Raw genomic sequence first — 21,586 nt, forward strand, 5'->3', positions numbered from 1 at the left:
TTTGTAGCCAGATGAAGCGGGCGGGTTGGTGTCAGCCGAGCGCCATAACCAGAAGCGTTAGAGCAACTCCTGCAGCTGCACCCACGGCCGCCGGAATAAGGTGTGCGCTGACGCTGTGGGCTTTTGGGTCGTCCTTTTGCGTTTGGGCGATCAGGGCGTCTTCGACCAGCGCTGGCAGGCGTGGACCGAAGCGGGCCAGCACGAGGGCTGTTTTCCCGAAATCGCGCAACGCGGCACGAGGGCCGATGGATTTCTTGATGTAGTCTTCAACGACCGGGCGGGCGACTTCCCAGATGTTCATATGCGGGTCAAGCGACCGGGCGACGCCTTCGACCACCACCATGGTGCGTTGCAGCAGGATCAGCTCGGTGCGGGTTTCCATGCCGAAACGCTCGGTGACTTCGAACAGGTAGTTCAGCAGGCGGCCCATCGAGATATGTGAGGCGTCCATGCCAAAGATAGGTTCCCCGACTGCGCGCAGGGCGCGGGCGAATTCGTCGACGTCTTGATTGGCGGGGACGTAACCGGCCTCGAAATGCACCTCGGCCACGCGTTTATAGTCGCGGCGGATGAAGCCAAAGAGGATCTCGGCATAGACCCGGCGGGTGTATTCGTCGATATGGCCCATGATGCCGTAGTCATAGGCGATGATATCGCTGTTGGCCGCGACCTTGAGGTTACCCTGATGCATGTCGGCGTGGAAATATCCGTCGCGCAGGGCGTGTAGCAGGAACAGGCGCAGGACGCGCTCGGCCAGATCGCGGCGGTTGTGGCCTGCGGCGTCCAGCGCGTCATTGTTGCCGAGTGGGATGCCGTCCGCCCAGCTGAGGGTCATCACCCGGCGCGCGGACAGGGACCAGACAACGGGCGGCAGCCAGAAGCCTGCGTCGTCCTTGGTGTTTGCGGCGTATTCGGAGGCGGCGGCGCTTTCGAGGCGCAGGTCAAGCTCGCCGCGCACTACGCCGTCGAAATGTTCGATCACCTCCATCGGCCTAAGGCGGCGCGCACCGGGGGCGCAGAGCGCGACGATGCGGGCGGCAAAATAGAAGGCGTCGACGTCCTTGCGGAAGGCACGTTCGATGCCGGGACGCAGGACTTTGACGGCAACATCCTCGCCAGTGCTGCTCAGTTTGGCCTTGTGAACCTGCGCGATCGAGGCGGCGGCGATGGGTTCGCTGAAATCGCTGAAAATCTCCGAGACGGGCTGGCCCAGTTCCCGTTCGACCTCGGCCATGGCTTCGGCTTTTGAGAAGGGGGGCAGCTTGTCCTGCAGCACCCGCAATTGCGCAGCCAGCTCGTCGCCGACCACATCGGGGCGGGTCGAGAGGACCTGACCGAACTTGATATACGCAGGACCCAGTGCTGTCAGTGCGCGGGTCGCGGGCGGCATTTCAGGGTCGCCTTTATAACCCAGCCATTGGAAGGGTTTGCCGAGGGTATGCGCCACGATGCGCAGGGCGCGCGGCGCTTCGAACGCGTCCAGTACTACGTTCATGGCGCCGGTGCGCTCCAAAGTGGCGCCCGTGCGGATCAGGCGGATGATGTTGTGGGGGCCGCGCATCTAGATTTTCCAGCCGGAATGCAGCGCGGCGATGCCCATGCTCAGGTTGCGGTATTTGGCGTTTTCGAATCCGGCGGTGCGGACCATGTTCAGGAAGGTCTCCTGATCCGGGAATTTGCGGATCGATTCCACCAGATACTGGTAGCTGTCGTAATCATTGGCGATCAGTTTACCCATGCGTGGGATGACGTTGAAGCTGTAGAGATCATAGAGCTTTTGCAACCCGTCATTGGGCAATTGGCTGAACTCAAGCACCATCAGGCGACCACCGGGTTTCAACACGCGGTAGGCTTCGTTCAACGCCTCTTGCGGGCGGGTGACGTTCCGGATGCCGAAGGAGATGGTGTAGACGTCGAACGTGTTGTCCTCAAACGGCAGGGACATCGCATCGCCCACGACCCAGTTAAGACTGTCGGCCATCTGGTCGGCCTCGGCGCGCTGGCGACCTTCGACCAGCATCGGCTCGGTCAGGTCCAGAACGGTGGCATGGCCGTGCCCCGCGCGTTTGAGGAAACGGAAGGAAATGTCTCCGGTCCCGCCTGCGACGTCCAGCAGCCGCTGACCGGGGCGCGGGGCCAGCCAGTCCATCATCGCGTCTTTCCAGACCCGGTGGATGCCCATCGACATGACATCGTTCATCACGTCATATTTCGAGGCCACCGAGTTGAACACGCCCTGCACGCGCCCGGCCTTTTCAGCCTCGCGCACGGTTTCGAACCCGAAATGAGTGGTCTTGTCGCTGTTGTCGGACATTTGCCTTGCCGTTCGTCGAATTTCGCCTCTGTTATAGGGCCATAAGAGGCGGGCACAATGCGGCCCTTTGGAATAGGAGCCAACTAATGCCCGAATTGCCCGAGGTCGAGACAGTAAGACGCGGCCTGTCCCCGGCGATGGAAGGGGTGGTGATCGAACGGGCAGACGTGAACCGGCCCGATCTGCGCTGGCCTTTTCCTGAGCGGATGGCCGAGCGGCTGACCGGGCAGAGGGTTCAGCGCCTGCGGCGGCGGTCAAAATACATCTTGGCTGATCTCAGCAGCGGAGAGACCCTGTTGATCCATCTGGGCATGTCGGGGCGGATGACGGTGTCCGGAGATCCATTGGGGCAGTTCGTGCATGACCATCCGGCGGTGCAAAAGCATGACCATGTGGTATTCCATATGGCCAACGGCGCACGGATTACCTTCAATGATCCGCGCCGGTTTGGTGCGATGGATCTGCTGCCGACGGCATCGGCGGAGCAGCACAAGCTGCTCTCGGTTCTGGGACCCGAGCCCTTGGGCAATGACTTTCACGAACAGCACCTGATTGAAGCGTTCAAAGGCAAGAACACCCCGGTCAAATCGGCGCTTCTGGATCAGGGAATCGTTGCGGGATTGGGCAATATCTACGTCTGCGAGGCGCTTTTTCGCGGCAAGGTGTCGCCACGTCGCAAGGCCGGACAGATTTCTGCACCGCGTGTCGCGGCGCTGGTGCCGATCATCAGACAGGTGCTGCAGGATGCCATCGAGGCCGGAGGATCGTCGCTGCGGGATTTCCGTCAAGCCGATGGAGAACTTGGATATTTTCAGCACAGCTTTGATGTCTACGGGCGCGAAGGCGAACCCTGCCGGACCGAAGGCTGCGGCGCATCGATCAAGAGAATCACCCAGTCCGGTCGCTCATCCTTCTACTGTGCGCAATGCCAAAGATAGCTTGATCCAGCTTTTGCGCGTGATAATGAATCGTATCTGAACGGAACAACCGGAAGCTTACACCTCATGGCTTTTGAGACGATCATCGTCGAAATCGAAGACCACGTCGCCCTTATCAAACTCGACCGCCCCGACGCGATGAACGCGCTCAACACCCAGTTGCTGGAAGAGTTGGGTGCCGCGCTGGAGGATGCGGACAGCAACGACAAGGTGCGCTGCATCGTCATCACCGGCTCGGACAAGGCTTTTGCCGCCGGCGCGGATATCAAAGAGATGTCCGAGATGAGCTTTGTCGACGTCTTCAACGTAAACCTGTTCGCCGAAGCCAACGATCGCATCTCGGGCATTCGAAAGCCGATCATCGCTGCCGTGGCAGGCTATGCGCTGGGCGGTGGCTGTGAGCTGGCGATGTTGTGCGACTTCATCATCGCGGCGGACACCGCCAAGTTTGGTCAGCCCGAAATCAATCTGGGTGTCATTGCCGGTCTGGGCGGTACGCAGCGCCTGACGCGCTTTGTTGGCAAATCCAAAGCGATGGACATGAACCTGACCGGCCGGTTCATGGACGCCGAAGAGGCCGAGCGCGCAGGGCTTGTCAGCCGTGTGGTCCCCGCCAAGAAGCTGGTGGAAGAGGCTGTGAGCGCAGCACAGAAGATTGCCGAGAAGTCGCAATTGACGGCAATCGCCGCCAAAGAAGCGGTGAACCGTAGCTATGAGATGCCGCTGAGCGAAGGGATGCTGTTTGAACGGCGCGTGTTCCATTCGATGTTTGCCACTGAGGACCAGAAAGAGGGCATGGCAGCATTTCTGGAAAAACGGGCCGCTCAGTTCCGCGACAAGTAAGCTGCTCTAAACAGGGGCGATCTGGCGGGCTTTTGCCCGCCTTTCTCATGCCTGCGCCGCGCGCTCAAGAATCCGCTTGGCAAAGTCGGGCAACTTGGATAGTAAGCGCCGCTATACATGCGCGTGCGGCCCGCCTGGCCCGACTCACACTCGTGATTTCTGATCCGGTGCGGATATGTCCGTGGCGCGCAACCCTAGATAACCGTACCGAACAAAGGTCAAAGTCACATGGCAAATTCGCCCCAGGCAAAGAAACGCGCCCGTCAGAACGAAAAGCGTTTCGCCGTAAACAAAGCGCGCCGTTCGCGCATCCGCACCTATCTGCGTAAAGTCGAAGAAGCGATCGCATCCGGCGACAAGGATGCGGCCACCGCAGCCCTGCGCGCAGCCCAGCCCGAGCTGATGCGCGGCGTCACCAAAGGCGTCTTCCACAAGAACACCGCATCGCGCAAGATGTCCCGCCTGTCGGCCCGCGTCAAAGCGCTGGGCTGATTCTGTGGGAAAGCGCGTCAAGCGTTGATCTGTAAAAAAGGCGTCGCCAAGTGCGGCGCCTTTTTCATTGTTGCGCGAAAGCCGCGTCTTCACGAAGCCGAGAGATTCTTTCGCCAAGAACGCCGAGTCAATATCAGAGTTTCGTTGCCCGGCAGGGCGGCCTGTTGTTACCACTGTATCAGCGATTCACTCGCTTGGGGGGACAGGCTGTTCCAGCGATCTGACTGACGGGCATCAGAACGATCAAAGGAACGAATGTTCGAAAACCGGCTTCGGTCGGATGGACAATCTGCTCTGGGTTTCGGTTTATCCGATAACCTCGGCCCTGTCGAAAATTGGAATGTCACGCGCATCCCGAGTGCTCGGGTGTGCCCCCTTTATGGGGTATGGCTTTGTCGGCCTGCGCTGATCTTCGATAGCACCCGCCAGACCATGTGGTCTGGTGTAGGTACCCTTGTGTGTGAACGTCATACGACCCGGAAACCGGGACAGATTAATAAGGCTGCTGGGCCAATAAAGATGGGATGCGTGAGGCGCGAATGACACAAGAGAAATGGGGACAATTGCGAAACAAGTTGATGAAGGCTGTTGGTAAGAACAACTTCACCACCTGGATCGAACCATTGAAATTCGAAGAGCTGCAGGACGGAGTGGCGGTGTTTTCTGCGCCGACCAATTTCATGGGCAACTATGTCAGTCAGAATTTCGCGGACCGCATTCTTTACGAGCTGAACACGTCGGGCGAGAATGTTCAGCGGCTGGCCTTCAGAACGGCAGCGAATTCCCCAGCGCGTCCAACGCAGCAAGCAGACCTGCCCGCCGCCGAGGTTGCGCCGCAGCCTCCCGTCGTTGAGGTCGCCAATTCTACCCTTGAGGCGCTTCAGGCGGCCCCGCTGGATGCGCGTTTCACGTTTGACAGTTTCGTCGTCGGCAAGCCCAACGAGTTGGCCCATGCCGCCGCGCGCCGCGTGTCCGAGGGTGGTCCGGTTACCTTCAACCCGCTGGTTCTGTACGGCGGCGTCGGCCTTGGTAAGACCCACCTCATGCACGCCATCGCGTGGGAGCTGAAAACCAAACACCCCGAGCTGAACGTGCTGTACCTGTCGGCGGAACAGTTCATGTACCGCTTTGTTCAGGCCCTGCGTGAGCGTCGGATGATGGATTTCAAACATCTGTTCCGCTCGGTCGACGTGCTGATGGTGGATGACGTCCAGTTCATCGCCGGTAAGGATTCCACACAGGAAGAGTTCTTTCACACTTTCAACGCGCTGGTCGATCAGAACAAACAGATCATCATCTCGGCCGACCGCGCACCCGGTGAGATCAAGGATCTTGAGGACCGCGTGAAGTCGCGCCTGCAATGCGGTCTGGTCGTTGATCTGCACCCGACCGACTACGAATTGCGTCTGGGCATCCTGCAGAACAAGGTGCAGCAATACGCCACCACCTATCCCGATCTGACCATTGCGGATGGGGTGCTGGAATTCCTCGCCCAGCGGATCTCGACCAATGTGCGCGTGCTGGAAGGGGCTTTGACCCGCCTCTTTGCCTTCGCCTCGCTGGTGGGCCGCGAGATCGACATGGACCTGACGCAGGATTGTCTGGCCGATGTGCTGCGCATGTCCGAGCGCAAGATCACCGTCGAGGAGATTCAGCGCAAGGTATCCGAGTACTACAACATCCGCCTCAGCGATATCATCGGCCCCAAGCGCCTGCGCTCATACGCGCGTCCGCGTCAGGTGGCGATGTATCTGTGCAAGCAACTGACCAGCCGGTCGCTGCCCGAGATTGGTCGCCGTTTCGGTGGCCGTGACCACACCACGGTGATGCATGGCGTCAAGCGGATTGAAGAACTGAAAACAACCGATGGCCAGATCGCCGAAGATGTCGAGATGCTGCGCCGGTCGCTCGAGGCCTGAGATCTGACTAACTTCCCCAAAAACGCCCCGGATCCTCACGCCGGGGCGTTTTCTTGTGCGCATTAGTCCACGGTCGGACGGGAACTGAGCCCTGCCGGACATGCACCTCTTGACGCTTGGGGTATTCCGACCCAGAAATCCATAAAAAATCCTTGTGCCTCAGGGCTGAGACGCTAACGTGCCAGTCCCGCCCATTTTCGGCACGCAAGTCAAAGGAACAGAGGGTATGAAGATCAGCATCGAACGCGGCACCCTTCTCAAGGCCGTTTCGCAGGCCCAATCCGTGGTTGAGCGCCGGAACACCATTCCGATCCTGGCCAATGTGTTGATCGAGGCCGAAGGCGATCAGGTGCAGTTCCGCGCCACCGATCTGGATATCGAGGTGGTCGACAAGGCCCCTGCGCAGGTCGAGAAGGCCGGGGCGACAACCGTGGCGGCAACCACCCTGCACGAGATTGTCCGCAAGCTGCCCGATGGCGCGTTGGTGACGCTGACCGCCGATAGTGCTGCGGGGCGTCTGACGGTCGAGGCGGGTCGGTCGAATTTCTCGCTGGCGACGCTGCCGAAAGAGGATTTCCCGGTCATGGCATCCTCGGAATATGCGTCGAACTTTACCGCCTCGGCGGCGCTGCTGCGGCGGTTGTTCGACAAGTCGAAATTTGCGATTTCCACTGAAGAGACGCGGTATTATCTGAACGGCGTCTACATGCACGTCGCGGATGGGTCCGATGGCGGCAAGGTTTTGCGTTGCGTGGCCACCGATGGCCATCGTCTGGCGCGGATCGATGCGGATCTGCCGGATGGCGCGGCGGACATGCCGGGCGTGATTGTGCCGCGCAAAACCGTGGGTGAGCTGCGCAAGCTGCTGGAAGATGACGAAATGGATATCGCGGTATCGGTCAGCGAGACCAAGGTGCGGTTTGCGACACCCGATATCACCCTGACCTCGAAAGTCATCGATGGCACGTTCCCGGACTACACGCGCGTGATCCCGCAGGGCAACACCCGCAAGCTTGAGGTGGACGCCGCCGAGTTCGCGCAGGCCGTGGACCGGGTGGCGACTGTTTCGTCCGAACGCTCGCGCGCGGTCAAGCTGCAGTTGGACGGTGATAAGCTGGTGCTGTCGGTGAACGCGCCGGACAGCGGTGCGGCTGAGGAAGAACTGGCCGTGGCCTATGGCGATGAGCGGTTGGAGATCGGCTTCAACGCCAAGTATCTGTTGGAGATTGCGTCTCAGGTGGATCGCGAGAATGCGGTGTTCATGTTCAACTCGGCCGGTGATCCAACGCTGATGCGCGAAGGCAATGATCAGAGCGCAGTCTATGTGGTCATGCCGATGCGCGTCTGATCGCGCTGGCGCGCGATGCCTCCGGCGGGAGTATTTTTGAAAAGATGAAGGGAGGGGTCATGGGATTGGCCCTGACCGAGCTTACGGTCTCGCATTTTCGGTCTCATAAGCTGGCGCGGTTGTCCTTGGATGGGCGACCGGTGGCGATACATGGGCCAAACGGGGCCGGGAAGACCAATATTCTTGAAGCGGTGTCTTTGTTTTCGCCGGGGCGTGGGATGCGGCGGGCGAGTGCGGCTGAGATGACGCGGCGACCCGAGGCGCTGGGGTGGAAGCTGTCGGGACTGTTGCAGGTGCAGGGGCAGGCCTATGAGATCGAGACCTGGTCCGAAGGCGGCGCGGCGCGGCAGGTTCGGATTGATGAGAAGTCTGCGACACAGATTGATCTGGGGCGGCTGGCGCGGGTTGTTTGGTTAATCCCGTCGATGGACCGGCTCTGGATCGAGGGGGCCGAGGGGCGGCGGCGGTTTCTGGACCGCATCGCGCTGAGCTTTGATCCTTCGCACGCCGATGCATCTCTGACCTATGAAAAAGCCATGCGGGAACGCAATCGCCTGCTGAAAGAGCAGGTGCGGGACGCGCATTGGTATGCGGCGCTAGAGGGGCAGATGGCCGAGACTGGACACCGCATTCATGCGTCCCGCCTGACGGCATTGGAGCACTTGCGCGGGGCGCAGGATCAGGCGGAAACCGCGTTTCCTTCTGCTGATCTGGAGTTGGTGCAGACCGAGGGTGCGATGCCCGAGACCGAGGACGACCTGCGCGAGGCGTTGAATGAAAGCCGGTTTCGGGACCTGGCGGCGGGCCGGACCTTGGTGGGGCCGCATCGGTCGGATCTGTATGGCGTGTTCGCGGCCAAGGGCGTTCCGGCCAAGGATTGTTCGACCGGGGAACAGAAGGCGCTGTTGGTCTCGCTGATCCTGTCGAATGCCCGGGCTTTGGCGGGGATGGTCGGCGCGCCGCCGATCGTGTTGCTCGATGAGGTGGCCGCCCATCTGGATGCGGGGCGGCGGGCGGCGCTGTATGATGAGATTTGCGCGCTGGGCGCTCAGGCCTGGATGACGGGCACCGGGCCTGAGCTGTTTACGGAATTGGGAGACCGCGCCCAGACGCTGATCGTCAGCGATGGCGACGAAGGCTCGGTCGTGGCTTAGGCGGGTTCGCTGACTTTGCGTTCCCACAGGAAGCCGCGCATGACTTCGTCGACCGGGGTATGGGCCATGTGGTTGACGTAGTTCGACATGGTTTTCTGCGCCAGACCCAGCACAACGTCCAGAACCGCGCGGTGCGAGTAACCAGCGTCGAAGAAGGCTTGAAGCTGTTCCTCGGTCGGGTTGCCGCGGGTTTCCATCACCTGCAGTGTGAAGGTGCGCAGCGCCTCAAGCTTGGCCGAGGGCAGCGGGGTTTCGTTGCGTAGAGCGTCGGTGATGTCGTCCGAGACCTTCATCATCTTGGCGATGCCGGTATGGGCGGGCACACAGTAGTGGCACTCGTTTTCCACGTTGATGGTCTGCCAGACGACGGTTTTCTCGTCATTGTCGAAATCGGTTTGCAGGAAGAGGCCGTGCAGAACCTGGTAGCCTTCCAGATGTTGCGGGCTTTCCGCCATCACCTTGTGCAGGCCGGGCAGGCGGCCAAAGGCGGCTTGCGATTTCTCAAGCAGCGGCTTGGACCCTTCGGGGGCGGAATCAAGGTCGTGGGACGGGAAATTAGCCATGTCAAAACTCCTGTTTCTGGCGCGATGAGTCGTATTTAGGGTTTATTGAGCGATCACTCAAGTATATATTTGAGCGAACGCTCAAAAAATTGGTGAATACGATGCCTCGCAAACCTTCTTACGACCGTGACGCGCTTATCGGGCAGGCCAGAGATATCTTTTGGCGGCAGGGTTGGGCGGGAACGTCGCTGAAAGACCTTGAGCGTGAGTTGAACTTGAAACCCGGAAGCTTCTACGCCGCGTTTGGATCCAAGGATGCGCTGTATGCGTTGACGTTGGAGCGATATGCGAATGACGGCGTGGCGCGATTAATGGCAATGGCCGAGGAAATGGGGCCGTTGCGGGCGCTCAAGGCGCAGCCGCACGTTGTGATTGACGAACGCGAGACGCCAGCACGGGCGTGTATGTTAGCCAAAACCTACGCCGAATTGCAATCCAAGGGGCATGAGCTGGCCGGCAAAGCGGGGCATCATATGGCCGAGATGAAAAGGTGTTTTGCGACGCTGTTCCGCCGTGCGCAGCAGGCCGGAGAGATTGGTCCTGACCATGATCCCGACCGGCTGGCGGCGCGCTATCAGTCTGACATCCTGGGGCTGCGCCTTTCGGCAGAACGCGATGATGTGGATGCGACAGAAATCGCAGCGGATATCGCAGCGGATTTGGATCGACTCTGATCCACCACAAGCGACGGCTGATAGCACAAAATGTTGGGGGAGCGCGTGACAATCCCCACCAGAAAACGTATAAGTTACCAAAATAATATAGGTACTAACGGCATGTCCGAAGACGCACAGGCACCCCAGGAATACGGCGCAGATTCCATCAAAGTTCTCAAAGGCTTAGAAGCAGTTCGCAAACGCCCCGGTATGTATATCGGGGATACTGACGATGGCTCGGGTCTGCACCACATGGTGTATGAGGTTGTGGACAACGGAATTGACGAGGCTCTGGCTGGTCATGCCGACCATGTGACTGTGAAAATTCACGCCGATTCCAGTGTTTCAGTCAGTGACAACGGCCGTGGCATCCCGGTGGATATTCACCCCGAAGAGGGCGTCTCGGCGGCCGAGGTCATCATGACTCAGCTGCACGCTGGCGGTAAGTTCGACAGCAACTCGTACAAGGTGTCGGGTGGTCTGCACGGTGTGGGCGTGTCGGTTGTGAATGCGCTGTCCGATTGGCTTGAGTTGCGCATCTGGCGTGCAGGTAAAGAGCACGTTGCGCGTTTTGAGGGTGGCGAGACTGCTGAGCACCTGAAAGTCGTGGGCGAGTGCGGCGACCGCACCGGGACCGAGGTGCGCTTTCTGGCCTCGACCGATACGTTCTCGAACCTTGAATACTCGTTTGAGACGCTGGAAAAGCGCCTGCGTGAGCTGGCCTTCCTCAACTCGGGCGTGCGGATCATCCTGATTGATGAACGCCCTGCCGAACGGCTGGAGACCGAGTTGTTCTACGAGGGCGGTGTCAAGGAATTCGTCAAATACCTCGATCGGTCGAAGACCCCGGCGATGCCAGAGCCGATCTATATCAAGGGCGAGCGGGACGACATTGGTGTCGAAATCGCGATGTGGTGGAATGACAGCTATCACGAGACGGTTCTGCCCTTTACCAATAACATCCCGCAGCGGGATGGTGGCACCCATGTGGCCGGTTTCCGGGGCGCTCTGACCCGGACAATCAACAACTACGCGCAGTCAAGCGGGATCGCGAAGAAGGAAAAGGTCAGCTTTACCGGCGACGACGCGCGTGAGGGGCTGACTTGTGTGTTGTCGGTCAAAGTGCCTGACCCGAAATTCTCGTCTCAGACCAAAGACAAGCTGGTGTCGTCCGAAGTGCGTCCGGCGGTCGAAGGTCTGATGAATGAAAAGCTGGCTGAGTGGTTCGAAGAAAACCCCAATGAAGCCAAGGGGATCGTCGGAAAGATCATCGAGGCCGCATTGGCCCGTGAGGCTGCGCGGAAAGCCCGCGAACTTACCCGCCGAAAGACGGCGATGGATGTGAACTATCTGGCCGGGAAGCTGAAAGACTGTTCCGAGAAAGACCCGTCCAAAACCGAAGTCTTCCTTGTCGAGGGTGACTCGGCGGGCGGCTCTGCCCAGACGGGCCGCGATCGTCTGACTCAGGCCGTTCTACCCCTGCGCGGGAAGATCCTGAACGTCGAACGCGCTCGGTTCGACCGGATGCTGTCGAGCCAGGAGATCGGCAACCTTGTGATGGCGCTGGGTACGGGAATTGGCCGCGATGAATTCAACATCGAAAAGCTGCGCTACCACAAGATTGTCATCATGACCGATGCTGATGTCGATGGCGCGCACATCAGAACCCTGCTGTTGACCTTCTTCTACCGCCAGATGCCGGAACTGATCGAGGGCGGATACCTCTACATCGCGCAGCCGCCTCTGTACAAAGTTTCGCGCGGTAAATCAGAGGTTTATCTTAAGGATCAGACCGCCTTGGATGACTACCTGATCAATCAGGGTGTCGAAGGCGCGGTGCTGAAACTGGGCTCGGGCGAGGAGATCGTCGGGCAGGACCTGACCCGCGTGGTGGATGAGGCCCGGCAGTTGAAACGAGTTCTGGACGCGTTCCCGACGCATTACCCGCGCCACATTCTGGAACAGGCTGCAGTCGCGGGGGCTTTCGTGCCCGGTGCGGTTGATGCCGATCTGCAGGGGGTGGCCGACAAGGTCGCAGCGCGTCTGGACCTGATCGCACTCGAATACGAGCGCGGCTGGCAGGGCCGGATCACGCAGGATCACGGCATCCGCCTCGCTCGCATCCTGCGCGGTGTTGAAGAGGTTCGCACACTGGATGGCCCCATGTTGCGTTCGGGCGAGGCCCGCAAAACGGGCAGCTTCACCCAAAGCCTGCAAGAGGTTTACAACACCCCCGCCACCCTGATCCGTCGCGACCGGATTCAGGCCATACATGGCCCGCTGGACCTGCTGCGTGCCATTCTGGAAGAGGGTGAAAAGGGCCTGTCTCTGCAGCGCTACAAAGGTCTGGGCGAGATGAACCCCGACCAGCTTTGGGAAACCACGCTTGATCCGGATGCGCGCACGCTGCTGCAGGTGCGCGTCGATGATATGGTCGAGGCGGACGATCTGTTCACCAAGCTTATGGGCGATGTGGTCGAACCACGCCGAGAGTTCATCCAGCAGAATGCGCTGAGCGTTGAGAATTTGGATTTCTAAGGCGATCGCAGCGGGTTTCAGACCGTCCGTTTGTGTGCTGCAGACACACTGACCAGACGCCTGCAGTCAACGTATTTGGTATCAACCCGCTTCAGCGGCTGATTTATCCAGCACGGTGGCCGCCGCGACCGCGCTGGATGTAAGGGTTCATGCGCCTCTGGGCGATCACTCGGCCGCGATGGCTTGTTCGTCGGTTTGCGGGTCGTTGAAGCGGCTCCACGTCAGATCGCCGTCGTAGCGCCACGCAAGCCGACCATTGTCATCCATGGCGATCAGATGCAGCCATCCATTGTCGAACAACTCGCGTACATGCGCATGGCGTGCAAGGATATCCGTCATTGCCTCGCGCGGGGCTTCGATGACCACGGACAAGCGCAGCGGATCATGCTGCAGGCTGGTGCCGTCATGGACCGACTGCCACGGCAGACCGGCGCGTGGCGCGCCGTTGTTGCCTTCCAGCACACCGATACCACCTACAACATTATGCAGCAGCTTGTTGCCGCCGCCGAAAAGATCGGGTGCAACGGTCGAGCCGTAATACTGCAGGCTGATCCAGCTGGCGACCACCACCGGGGCGGTCATGATCAGTTCCAGCACGCCGAACCCGTCGTCCCGACGCCAGTCATAATTGTGCAGAAACGCCTGTCCCGCCAAATCGGCGCCATCTGTGCGACCGCGCGGCGCGGCAATAAAGGCACGGCATCCAGCAAGGCCCCATTCCGGGCGCGTTTCGGCCCAATCGCGCGATCTGCGCAGTACATCCTGCGCGCCATCCGCTCGCGGCAACCTTTGCCCACGCTCAGCGCGGGCCAGATCGCCAGCGGCTGCAAGCCAGCTTTTGATCTGTTTCAAGCTTGCCAAAGATGTACCGGCCGGCAGGTCCTGATCAAACAGGGTAACCTTGTCGGTTGTGGTGTGATGCAGCGCCGCAAGGAAAACGGTGTCGGACGGCACCTCGATCCCTGCGCTGCGCAAGCCTTGGCGAACCTCTTGATCGTTCAGAAGACCGGCCAGAAGCCGCGCGTTGACGTCACCCGCGTATCCGCCGCAGGCGCCGCATTGCAATGCGCTTTCATGCGGGTTGTTGGTCACATCCGCACCATGACCCGCCAGCAGAACGACGGGCGCAAAGTCGCGAGTCAGTGACATCGCCGACAACACGGACTTTGCCATTCCGACCCGGGTGTCGAGGTCGAGCGCCGGATCAAATCTTGGCGCGGGCTCGGCCGATGCCGCGCCGCTCAGCCCCAGAGAATCCCGGACCAGTTTCCCGGCATAGAGCGGCCCGGTCGCTTCGACAAAGGCGAACGAGGATACGGCAGCCAGTTTGAACCGGCCCCAAGCGCGTTTGGCGCGCGCGGTGTAGCGGCGGCTCAGATCGGCCTGTTCGGGTTCACTGGCGTGCGAATGCACACCGGCCTGCAGCAGCACGGGGCCGCGCAATTCGGTCACATCTGATCCCGCAGCCTTGTGCGCGCTGGCGAGGCCGAAAAAGCCCGCAAAGCCAACGGTTTCAATTCCGGCGTCTTGTGCTTCCAGTGCGCGGCGAAATACCTCGGACCGAACGTCGATGCAGAAAGCTGCCTGAACGATGGGGCGGCCTTGCGCAGGACGTTGCTGTCCGTTCAGCAGATTATCGGCCAAGTGCCGCTGCTGCGCACGCTCGCCTGCATCCTGCAGGATCGCGTCGATCACAAGGTCTGTGTCCGGGGTAACCGGAGCGCGGTGCGCCGCGACCACCTCGGCCCAACGCGCTGCAATCTGCGTTTCGTAAAGCGCGTACAAGGCTTCATCGAACACCATACGTATCGCCAACAGTTCGACCACGGTGCTGTCTTGTGCGCCTTCCAGTTCGGCCTGCCACAAATGATAGCGCGCATATTGTGCCCAGCCGCCCAGTGTTGTCAGCCAGCGGTGGAACGCAGTTTCCGCTGCTGCGGTATCGACACCCAGCCGTTCGGACGCGCGACCCAATGCGCGCCAGTGCGAGCGGTTGGTCTCGGCCACAAAGGCGCAAAAGCCCTTGAGCCCCTGAATTTCGGGCGTCAGGTCGCGGGCTGCAAAATCGCGCCAGGACTGGAAAGCACCGTTGGCGCCGGATTGCTGCCAAAGTGCCTGACCCTGATCGAAATGCCCGGCGGCCCAGGCTCCGATGCGGTCTTCGATCAGGCCGGGCCAGTCGATCCCCGATACATCTGCCGCCAGTTCCGCCACTGTTGGCAAAGCCTGGGGCGCGGGCGTTTCAACCTCGATTGCCGCCTTGATATCCTGCAGTCCGGGCGCGCCGAAGCGCCCTTCGGTTGCCGACAGGGCATCCAGCAGATCCGCTTCTGTAACCTCGCCCGACTTTATCTTAGCGGCCCAGTGCGCGCGCCGCGGCGTGATCCGGGTGCCGCCGACACGACCCAAACGGGCGGCAGTCACAGCAAGGGGTTCTGCGGTCTGACCCAGAAAAGGGTTTACTGCAACGCTTGATGACAGCGGAAACAGCGGCGGGATCGCTTTGGCAGAGGCATTGGCCTCAGCAACCAGTTCCAGCAGTGCGGCGGGGTAGGCTTCGAGTTTGGCAAACATCAGATCCGTTCCTTTCAAGCGACAGACCGTCTGGACCAGCCGTCCAGAAGCTTGTCAAAGATTGCATTGGCATAAAGGCCGTTGGTCAGGTGGACGCGCAGGCCCGCAGCGGCCGGGTGCGATGCCCAAAGTGGGAACGTCGCCTGTGCCACCGCCACGCAGCCAAAACTCACCAGCGCCAGCACGATCAACGCCCATTCAAGCGGCCCGGGTGCGGGTGTTGCAGGCAGCGCTCCGGCGGTCAGTTCTTGGGCGACGACCTGCAGCGCGAAGTAGCTGACCGAGGTCACAAGCGCGTACATTACGGTGCGCTGCATCAGTGCTCGTGGTGCTGCATCCGCAAAGCCCTGCGCCAGCAGATAGGCGACGCCGAAAATCAGGATCACACCCAGGGCAATGGCCTGAATTGACTTGCCATCGAACCCGATGATCGTGCCTACAAGGCCATAAATGACGATACCGATCACGAAAGACTGCAGCACATTCCGCGCGCTGGGCACCGCGATAGGCCCCGGGCGTTTGATTGCAGCCACATTTCGAACGGCCTCGCCGGCGCTGAGGAACGCGTGCGCCTTGTAAAGTGAGTGGGCAACAATATGCAGCAGTGCCAGTGGGAACAACGCCAGACCACACTGCATGACCATGAACCCCATCTGCGCAATCGTCGACCACGCGAGTGATGTCTTCACGGCAGATTGGGTCAGCATGACCAGCCCGCCAAACAAAGCGGTAAAGCCGCCCAGCATGACAAGCAGCGCCATTACCCCTGGCGCAGCAAGCATCACGTCTGCAAACCGGATCAGCAGGAACCCGCCCGCGTTGATCACACCTGCATGCAGCAGCGCCGACACGGGCGTCGGAGCCTCCATCACCTCGGTCAGCCAGCCGTGCAGCGGGAACTGCGCCGAGGCGAGCACTGCCGCGATGGCGATCAACAAGGCAGCGGCCATCACCAGCCATGTGGGCTGTGCGGTGGCAAGGATCGACTGTATGTCGGTGGTCCCTGTCGCGATGATCAGCAAAACAAAGGCTCCGGCCAGAGCGACTTCGCTCAGACGGGCGACGATCGCTTTCTTATGGGCCGCGCGCTGCGCCGTGGCGCGTTCGGAATAAAACAGAAGCAAGCGGTTCAGGGACAGGCTGGTAAGCGTCCAGGCGACAAAAAGCTGAACGAGATTGCCCGACATGACCAGCAACAGAACCGCCGCTAGCGTCGCCGCCATCCAGCTTGTGAACATGGCCTGCCGGGGCTCTCCGTCCATATAAGTCTTGGAATAACGCAGCACGACCCAGCCGATGAAGCTGACCAGAACCAGCATGATCGCGCTGACAGCATCAAGGCGCACCGACAGGCCCACGCCAAACAGCCCGATCAGAGCGGACGTCCCGGACCCGTTGATCACAAGTAACGCCGCTGCCAGCGCCGAAACCAGGAACGCACCAAACGCTGCGGCCTCAGCCAGCGCGGGGGCAGACCCGAAGTGTTGCCCGGGTCGTTGGCGCGCCAGCTGCGCTGCTGCGACTAGGATCAGCGGAGCAATTAAGGGAAGAAAGAGATATGCCATATCGGTGTCCTTCAGTTTCAAAGCCAACGGCTCTGCATCGGAACTAGGGCAGAAGCTGTGACAATAAAAATTCATTGTTTTGGACTTTACGTTCTAATAAAGAGAACGATATGCCATTGAACTATCATCACCTGAGATACTTTTGGGCTGTCGCGCATGATGGAAATCTGACGCGAACCGCGCAGCGGCTGAACCTGTCTCAGTCGGCCCTTTCGGTTCAAATCAAGCAGCTTGAAGAAAGACTTGGCCACGATCTGTTCGAACGCCGCGGTCGGCAACTGCATCTGACCGAAGCGGGACGTATCGCCCTGGATCATGCCGATGCGATTTTCTCGACAGGGCAAGAGCTTGTCGCGACGCTGACCGGCACGGTCCAGACCCGCAAAGCGTTGCGCGTGGGCGCTTTGGCGACGCTATCGCGCAACTTTCAGATCGGTTTTCTCAGGCCGATCCTGTCGCGCATTGATGTCGAGGTCATCCTGCGATCCGGCAGCCCAACTGAGTTGCTGGAGGGGCTGGAGGCGCTTAACCTTGATCTGGTTCTGATGAACCGTCCACCACCCGATGACAGTCTGACGCCCTACGAAACCCATCAGATCGGCGAACAGGAGGTCAGCATCGTCGGCACTCCGGAACGTCTGAAGAACGAGCGTTCGATCCAGCAGCTTCTGACAGAACAGCCTTTTATCCTGCCGACAACAGACAGCAGTGTCCGCACGGCTTTCGATGCGATGGCCAGCCGCTATTCGGTCCGCCCCCAGATCGCCGCCGAGGTCGATGACATGGCGATGATGCGGCTGCTGGCACGTGAAGATATCGGCCTCGCCCTTGTTGCGCCGATTGTTGTGACAGATGAGTTGAACTCTGGCCGGCTAAAGGAAGCGAACGAGCATCCGCGGATAAAGGAGACATTTTTCGCGATCACACTGCGACGCCGTTTTCCCAATCCTTTGGTGCAGGAAATCCTAGAACAAAACGCTGGCCCAGCGTTTTTGTCATAACGTCCGGCGAAGGCTGTATTGAAAAGTGGGTGGCGGAGACGAAGGCAGCAGTTTTGCCGGCGCATCGGATATCAAGTGTTGTCATAACATATTAATAATAAACAAACTTACTGAAAATAGCGCTGTAATCCACTGCACCTCGCCGCAACTACTATCAGTAGTTTTGGCGGGGAAGTTGCGGGGTGGGAATGCCGAAAGTAGCGAAAGAACTGTCTGCGCTTGATGTGAAGAGGTTGAAGCATCTGGGCAGCGCCGGAAACTCCACTTTCGCAGTGGGCGGAGTTTCATGTCTCTTGATGCAAATCACCTCCAATGGCGGACGCACATGGCTTTTACGTGTATCTGCAGCGGGTAAACGACGAGAAATTGGATTAGGCGGCTATCCTGATACTTCACTATCCCAAGCAAGAGTACGTGCACGGGAAGCGAAGGATCAAATCAGGCGAGGGATTGACCCTGTAGAAGAACGCAAGTCAGCAAAAAAAGCACTCGTCATGGCCCAAAGACGAGGGTTGTTTTTTGCCGAAGCAACCGAGAGATGCCTCGTGGCAAAACTGGATGCATTCAAAAACGAAAAGCACCGCGATCAATGGCGCAACACCATCAACACCTAACCCCAGGGTGAACATCTTTTATGGAGTTATTCGATTTCGTTGTTTCAATGAGGGTTACATAGCGGATTGTTCAGGAGGTTTGCGCAAGTTGAAATGGATAGGATGTTTGAAGTATTCAGGCAGCTCGAGATGTTTCCTGATGACTACTTTACTGATTTACTTGTTGCACCAGTCCTTCACAAACTCTGTAAAGTGCTGCTCTTTGGCTGAAAGATGTCTCGACGGCGGATAAATCACCTGTAGGACGCGCGGCGGCAAATGATAATCTGAAAGAATTTGCCTCAAGGCACCGGATTCGAGTTCTGTTCGGATCGCATATCCTGGCAAGATGGCTAGGCCCACTCCATAGCATGTGGCAGTAAGCAAGGCGTCAAGGCTGTTCGCGCTTAGCACAGGCTTAATTGGAACATTGACATGCCCCGCTGGTCCGGCAAGTACCCATCGATCACTATGGCCAGATTGGCTTAGAGCCAGAACTTGGTGAGCTGCTATATCTCTCGGTGTTTCGGGCTCGCCGAAGTTCTCGAGGTAGTCTGGAGAAGCACAAATCAGGTATTCAAGTTCAACGATCCTATGGTCCACAAGGTCGGTTTGCTCGTCCGGTTCTGCAACCCGGATTACAAGATCATAGCCTTCTGACACGGGGTCGACAAAACGGTTTTCGAAGGTCAGATCAATTTCAACCTTTGTATAGGTTCTCAAAAACGCGGCGACGATTTCTGAGAAGTCGAGTTCTCCAAACGAATGCGGTGCACTAACGCGCAGCCTTCCCATCGGCTCAGCACGCGTCGAGCTGACGGCCATTTCGATTTCTTCAAGGTCATCCAGCAATTGTTTGGCACGGTCATACAGCGCGCGGCCGTTGCTGTTGGCAGATACGGATCTTGTTGTCCTGTGAAGTAGCTGGACGCCAAGACGTTCTTCAAGGGCGATAACAAGCCTGTTCACTGACGACCGGGACTGCCCGGTTGCCCGGCCTGCCGCCGAAAAGCTTCCAGCCTCAACGACATCCACGAAGGCTTTGAGTTCGGAAAATCTATCCATTCTACACCTGTTCGTTTTGTAGGACAGTGTGTCAAATATTCATCTGATTGTCTCAATAGAAAAGGTAACCAAATTTCGGAGCAGCAGTAGTCAACATTAGATGGAGGCAGAGATGCTTCGGACGAGACCGTCTTCTGAAAGGGGTAAGGCAAACTTTGGGTGGCTGGATTCCCGGCATTCTTTCTCATTTGGGCAGTATTTGGACCCAAACCATATGGGATTTGGACCTTTGCGCGTCATCAACGAAGACCGGGTTGCACCCGGGGCCGGGTTCGGCACCCACGGGCATGCGGACATGGAGATCCTGTCCATAGTTTTGGATGGCGCGCTTGAGCACAAGGACTCGATGGGCGAAGCCGCGACCATCCGACCGGGCGATGTGCAGCGCATGTCCGCAGGAACCGGGGTGCGGCATTCGGAATACAACGCCTCAAGCTCCGAGCCGGTGCACTTTCTGCAGATTTGGATTGTGCCAGAGCGGGAAGGACTGAACCCAAGTTACGAGCAAAAAGAGTTTCCAGTTGAAAATCGGCAAAACAGACTGGCCTTGCTTGGGTCTCGTGAAGGGCGCGAGGGGTCAGTGGTGATCCACCGGGATGTCGATCTGTATGGCTCTAGCCTGCAGAAAAACCGGTCACTGGAACACAGCATCGGATTTGGTCGAGGTGCGTGGGTGCAAATAATCCGCGGATCGATTTCGATAAACGGATCAACCTTGGAGGCAGGCGACGGTGCTGCCATAAAAGATGAAGACTCGATCCAGATAAGCGCACTGGACGATGCCGAATTTCTGTTATTCGACATGGCATTGTCTTGAACTTGGTCGCAGTGTCGTTAAAGCAAGTCTTAACGGTACTGCGGCATGCTTTTCTAATCATTGGGATGGATTGGCGCCATCCGAGGTAAGCTTTTCGCTTTGATCACATGCGTATTTGGGCGCGGTATTTTCCGGGTGTTACCCCGACTTTGCTTTTGAACACATCCGTCATGTGGCTCTGCGATGAAAACCCACACTGATAGGCTATTGCCGCCAGGTTTGAATCACTACGCTCCAGCAGATCGCAGGCTTTATCGATCCTCAGTTGCAAGATGTACTGATAGGGACTCTGACCCGAGGACGTCCGAAATTCTCGCGCGAACTGACCCGCAGGCAGTCCTATAACCTTTGCCAGATCGGCAACGTTCAAGCCGCCTGCAAGGTTTTCAACGGTAAAGTCTGCAACTCGTCCCAGCTGGCGTTTGGTCAAACCATAGGTTTTTGCGTGAACTTTCGTTCGACCAAGTTGCAAAAGGCGCGCAACGAGGCATTGCCACAAACCGTCCAACAACAAAGCAGACTCGTTTGGTCGGCGGCCGCTTTCGCGCCAAATTCCGACCATCAGCCTGCGGACCTGTTCATCATGCAGATTTGACCGATTTGCCAATTGATTAAACACTTCAGTGTCCTGAATACCATAGGCCTCAAGCAGGTCGTTCAGCCGCGATGCGGTTGTATTCACTACCAGAAGGTCATGAGGTGAAAAGGTTTCGATATCCAGGCCCGTTTCGACAGGATTGATGATCAGCGAGCCCGGCCGGGCAGATTCAGTGTTTTTCCAGCCATCGCCGATATTCCATCTGGCAGATACCTTTGGGCTCAAACTTACGCCAAGTCCGAAACCGGGTCCGGGGGGAATGTAGGTTCTGTACGCGTCCATCTTGAATCGAAAACTGGATACCTGGAACGAACCGCCGGTGCGAATACCCAAAAGCTTGTCACCATACGCTTCGTTCGAGCGAAAAAACTGCTCCGAGACAGATGTGGGATTTGCGTGCGACTGCGCCATGCGGAAATAGCCCGTGCAAATGGGTTTGCATACTAAACAGGAAAACATCTGTGGAAATCAATATCGGAGCGTGTTTCGTGAAGGCGCAACCCTAACCCGGTTTTCCTCTGATCCAGCGACGCAAAACTCGCCGACGGCGCGGGAATCTGGAATCCCGTCAAATCCGGAAGACCGTCAAATCTGAACATCTTACTTCC

General features: G+C 58.7%; 18 protein-coding genes. 11 read left to right on the forward strand and 7 right to left on the reverse strand.

What is annotated here, in order from left to right:
• Window positions 1–31: 31 nt before the first annotated feature.
• Both ubiB and ubiE read right to left on the reverse strand, forming a co-directional pair.
• Window positions 32–1,561 (reverse strand): 2-polyprenylphenol 6-hydroxylase, encoded by a 1,530-nt coding sequence (gene ubiB, locus ACR3EN_RS06730; RefSeq protein WP_480870828.1) that lies wholly within the window; start codon window positions 1,559–1,561, stop codon window positions 32–34.
• Window positions 1,562–2,314: a bifunctional demethylmenaquinone methyltransferase/2-methoxy-6-polyprenyl-1,4-benzoquinol methylase UbiE gene (gene ubiE / locus ACR3EN_RS06735; RefSeq protein WP_480823313.1), complete on the reverse strand. Its 753-nt coding sequence runs from the start codon at window positions 2,312–2,314 to the stop codon at window positions 1,562–1,564.
• Between the two features lie 86 nt (window positions 2,315–2,400).
• On the opposite strand from ubiE, the gene mutM reads away from it, so the two are divergent.
• The 6 genes from mutM to recF all read left to right on the forward strand — a co-directional run bounded on the left by mutM (window position 2,401) and on the right by recF (window position 9,008).
• Window positions 2,401–3,252: a bifunctional DNA-formamidopyrimidine glycosylase/DNA-(apurinic or apyrimidinic site) lyase gene (gene mutM, locus ACR3EN_RS06740; protein ID WP_480823315.1), complete on the forward strand. Its 852-nt coding sequence runs from the start codon at window positions 2,401–2,403 to the stop codon at window positions 3,250–3,252.
• Window positions 3,253–3,318: 66 nt separating this feature from the next.
• Window positions 3,319–4,095 (forward strand): enoyl-CoA hydratase, encoded by a 777-nt coding sequence (locus tag ACR3EN_RS06745; protein WP_480823317.1) that lies wholly within the window; start codon window positions 3,319–3,321, stop codon window positions 4,093–4,095.
• A gap of 228 nt (window positions 4,096–4,323) precedes the next feature.
• A complete protein-coding gene (rpsT, locus tag ACR3EN_RS06750) occupies window positions 4,324–4,587 on the forward strand; it encodes a 30S ribosomal protein S20 (protein WP_142638226.1) in 264 nt (87 codons plus the stop codon).
• A 539-nt stretch (window positions 4,588–5,126) separates the two neighbouring features.
• Window positions 5,127–6,506, forward strand: coding sequence for a chromosomal replication initiator protein DnaA (gene dnaA / locus ACR3EN_RS06755; protein WP_480823319.1), 1,380 nt, complete (start codon window positions 5,127–5,129; stop codon window positions 6,504–6,506).
• A 226-nt stretch (window positions 6,507–6,732) separates the two neighbouring features.
• The gene (gene dnaN / locus ACR3EN_RS06760) at window positions 6,733–7,854 is read left to right on the forward strand and encodes a DNA polymerase III subunit beta (RefSeq protein WP_480823321.1); all 1,122 of its coding nucleotides are present in this window, start codon (window positions 6,733–6,735) and stop codon (window positions 7,852–7,854) included.
• A gap of 59 nt (window positions 7,855–7,913) precedes the next feature.
• A complete protein-coding gene (gene recF, locus ACR3EN_RS06765) occupies window positions 7,914–9,008 on the forward strand; it encodes a DNA replication/repair protein RecF (RefSeq protein ID WP_480823323.1) in 1,095 nt (364 codons plus the stop codon).
• Here recF and ACR3EN_RS06770 read toward each other — a convergent pair.
• Entirely contained in the window at window positions 9,005–9,571 is a 567-nt protein-coding gene (locus ACR3EN_RS06770) for a carboxymuconolactone decarboxylase family protein (RefSeq protein ID WP_480823325.1), read from the reverse strand. The two genes, recF and ACR3EN_RS06770, sit on opposite strands and share 4 nt — an antisense overlap.
• A 101-nt stretch (window positions 9,572–9,672) precedes the next feature.
• Between ACR3EN_RS06770 and ACR3EN_RS06775 the strand changes: the two genes are divergently transcribed.
• Window positions 9,673–10,245: a TetR/AcrR family transcriptional regulator gene (locus tag ACR3EN_RS06775; RefSeq protein ID WP_480823327.1), complete on the forward strand. Its 573-nt coding sequence runs from the start codon at window positions 9,673–9,675 to the stop codon at window positions 10,243–10,245.
• A gap of 102 nt (window positions 10,246–10,347) precedes the next feature.
• On the forward strand, window positions 10,348–12,765 hold the full coding sequence (gyrB, locus tag ACR3EN_RS06780) for a DNA topoisomerase (ATP-hydrolyzing) subunit B (protein WP_480823329.1): 2,418 nt from the start codon (window positions 10,348–10,350) through the stop codon (window positions 12,763–12,765).
• A gap of 165 nt (window positions 12,766–12,930) precedes the next feature.
• On the opposite strand, the gene ACR3EN_RS06785 is transcribed toward gyrB, so the two are convergent.
• A complete protein-coding gene (locus ACR3EN_RS06785) occupies window positions 12,931–15,339 on the reverse strand; it encodes a YbcC family protein (RefSeq protein WP_480823331.1) in 2,409 nt (802 codons plus the stop codon).
• A 14-nt stretch (window positions 15,340–15,353) separates the two neighbouring features.
• The gene (locus tag ACR3EN_RS06790; RefSeq protein WP_480823333.1) at window positions 15,354–16,904 is read right to left on the reverse strand and encodes a proton-conducting transporter transmembrane domain-containing protein; all 1,551 of its coding nucleotides are present in this window, start codon (window positions 16,902–16,904) and stop codon (window positions 15,354–15,356) included.
• 110 nt (window positions 16,905–17,014) lie between these two features.
• Here ACR3EN_RS06790 and ACR3EN_RS06795 point away from each other — a divergent pair, with 110 nt between their 5' ends.
• Both ACR3EN_RS06795 and ACR3EN_RS06800 read left to right on the forward strand, forming a co-directional pair.
• Window positions 17,015–17,905 (forward strand): LysR family transcriptional regulator, encoded by an 891-nt coding sequence (locus tag ACR3EN_RS06795; protein WP_480823335.1) that lies wholly within the window; start codon window positions 17,015–17,017, stop codon window positions 17,903–17,905.
• Between the two features lie 188 nt (window positions 17,906–18,093).
• A complete protein-coding gene (locus ACR3EN_RS06800) occupies window positions 18,094–18,519 on the forward strand; it encodes an Arm DNA-binding domain-containing protein (RefSeq protein WP_480870826.1) in 426 nt (141 codons plus the stop codon).
• A 156-nt stretch (window positions 18,520–18,675) separates the two neighbouring features.
• Here the strand turns inward: ACR3EN_RS06800 and ACR3EN_RS06805 are convergent, their stop codons facing one another.
• Entirely contained in the window at window positions 18,676–19,563 is an 888-nt protein-coding gene (locus tag ACR3EN_RS06805; protein WP_480870824.1) for a LysR family transcriptional regulator, read from the reverse strand.
• Between the two features lie 112 nt (window positions 19,564–19,675).
• Between ACR3EN_RS06805 and ACR3EN_RS06810 the strand changes: the two genes are divergently transcribed.
• Window positions 19,676–20,380, forward strand: a complete 705-nt coding sequence (locus ACR3EN_RS06810; protein ID WP_480918405.1) for a pirin family protein — start codon at window positions 19,676–19,678, stop codon at window positions 20,378–20,380.
• 103 nt (window positions 20,381–20,483) lie between these two features.
• Here the strand turns inward: ACR3EN_RS06810 and ACR3EN_RS06815 are convergent, their stop codons facing one another.
• A complete protein-coding gene (locus ACR3EN_RS06815) occupies window positions 20,484–21,389 on the reverse strand; it encodes a helix-turn-helix domain-containing protein (RefSeq protein ID WP_480870820.1) in 906 nt (301 codons plus the stop codon).
• Window positions 21,390–21,586: the final 197 nt, after the last annotated feature.

This window comes from Ruegeria sp. G7 (assembly GCF_056535465.1).

Coding starts and splice junctions, on each gene's coding strand:
- ACR3EN_RS06795 (WP_480823335.1), top strand. CDS start 17,015: ATGCCATTGAACTATCATCACCTGAGATACTTTTGGGCTGTCGCGCAT.
- ACR3EN_RS06815 (WP_480870820.1), bottom strand. CDS start 21,389: ATGGCGCAGTCGCACGCAAATCCCACATCTGTCTCGGAGCAGTTTTTT.
- mutM (WP_480823315.1), top strand. CDS start 2,401: ATGCCCGAATTGCCCGAGGTCGAGACAGTAAGACGCGGCCTGTCCCCG.
- ACR3EN_RS06785 (WP_480823331.1), bottom strand. CDS start 15,339: ATGTTTGCCAAACTCGAAGCCTACCCCGCCGCACTGCTGGAACTGGTT.
- ACR3EN_RS06810 (WP_480918405.1), top strand. CDS start 19,676: ATGCTTCGGACGAGACCGTCTTCTGAAAGGGGTAAGGCAAACTTTGGG.
- ACR3EN_RS06745 (WP_480823317.1), top strand. CDS start 3,319: ATGGCTTTTGAGACGATCATCGTCGAAATCGAAGACCACGTCGCCCTT.
- gyrB (WP_480823329.1), top strand. CDS start 10,348: ATGTCCGAAGACGCACAGGCACCCCAGGAATACGGCGCAGATTCCATC.
- dnaN (WP_480823321.1), top strand. CDS start 6,733: ATGAAGATCAGCATCGAACGCGGCACCCTTCTCAAGGCCGTTTCGCAG.
- ubiB (WP_480870828.1), bottom strand. CDS start 1,561: ATGCGCGGCCCCCACAACATCATCCGCCTGATCCGCACGGGCGCCACT.
- ACR3EN_RS06770 (WP_480823325.1), bottom strand. CDS start 9,571: ATGGCTAATTTCCCGTCCCACGACCTTGATTCCGCCCCCGAAGGGTCC.
- rpsT (WP_142638226.1), top strand. CDS start 4,324: ATGGCAAATTCGCCCCAGGCAAAGAAACGCGCCCGTCAGAACGAAAAG.
- ubiE (WP_480823313.1), bottom strand. CDS start 2,314: ATGTCCGACAACAGCGACAAGACCACTCATTTCGGGTTCGAAACCGTG.
- recF (WP_480823323.1), top strand. CDS start 7,914: ATGGGATTGGCCCTGACCGAGCTTACGGTCTCGCATTTTCGGTCTCAT.
- ACR3EN_RS06775 (WP_480823327.1), top strand. CDS start 9,673: ATGCCTCGCAAACCTTCTTACGACCGTGACGCGCTTATCGGGCAGGCC.
- ACR3EN_RS06790 (WP_480823333.1), bottom strand. CDS start 16,904: ATGGCATATCTCTTTCTTCCCTTAATTGCTCCGCTGATCCTAGTCGCA.
- dnaA (WP_480823319.1), top strand. CDS start 5,127: ATGACACAAGAGAAATGGGGACAATTGCGAAACAAGTTGATGAAGGCT.
- ACR3EN_RS06805 (WP_480870824.1), bottom strand. CDS start 19,563: ATGGATAGATTTTCCGAACTCAAAGCCTTCGTGGATGTCGTTGAGGCT.
- ACR3EN_RS06800 (WP_480870826.1), top strand. CDS start 18,094: ATGCCGAAAGTAGCGAAAGAACTGTCTGCGCTTGATGTGAAGAGGTTG.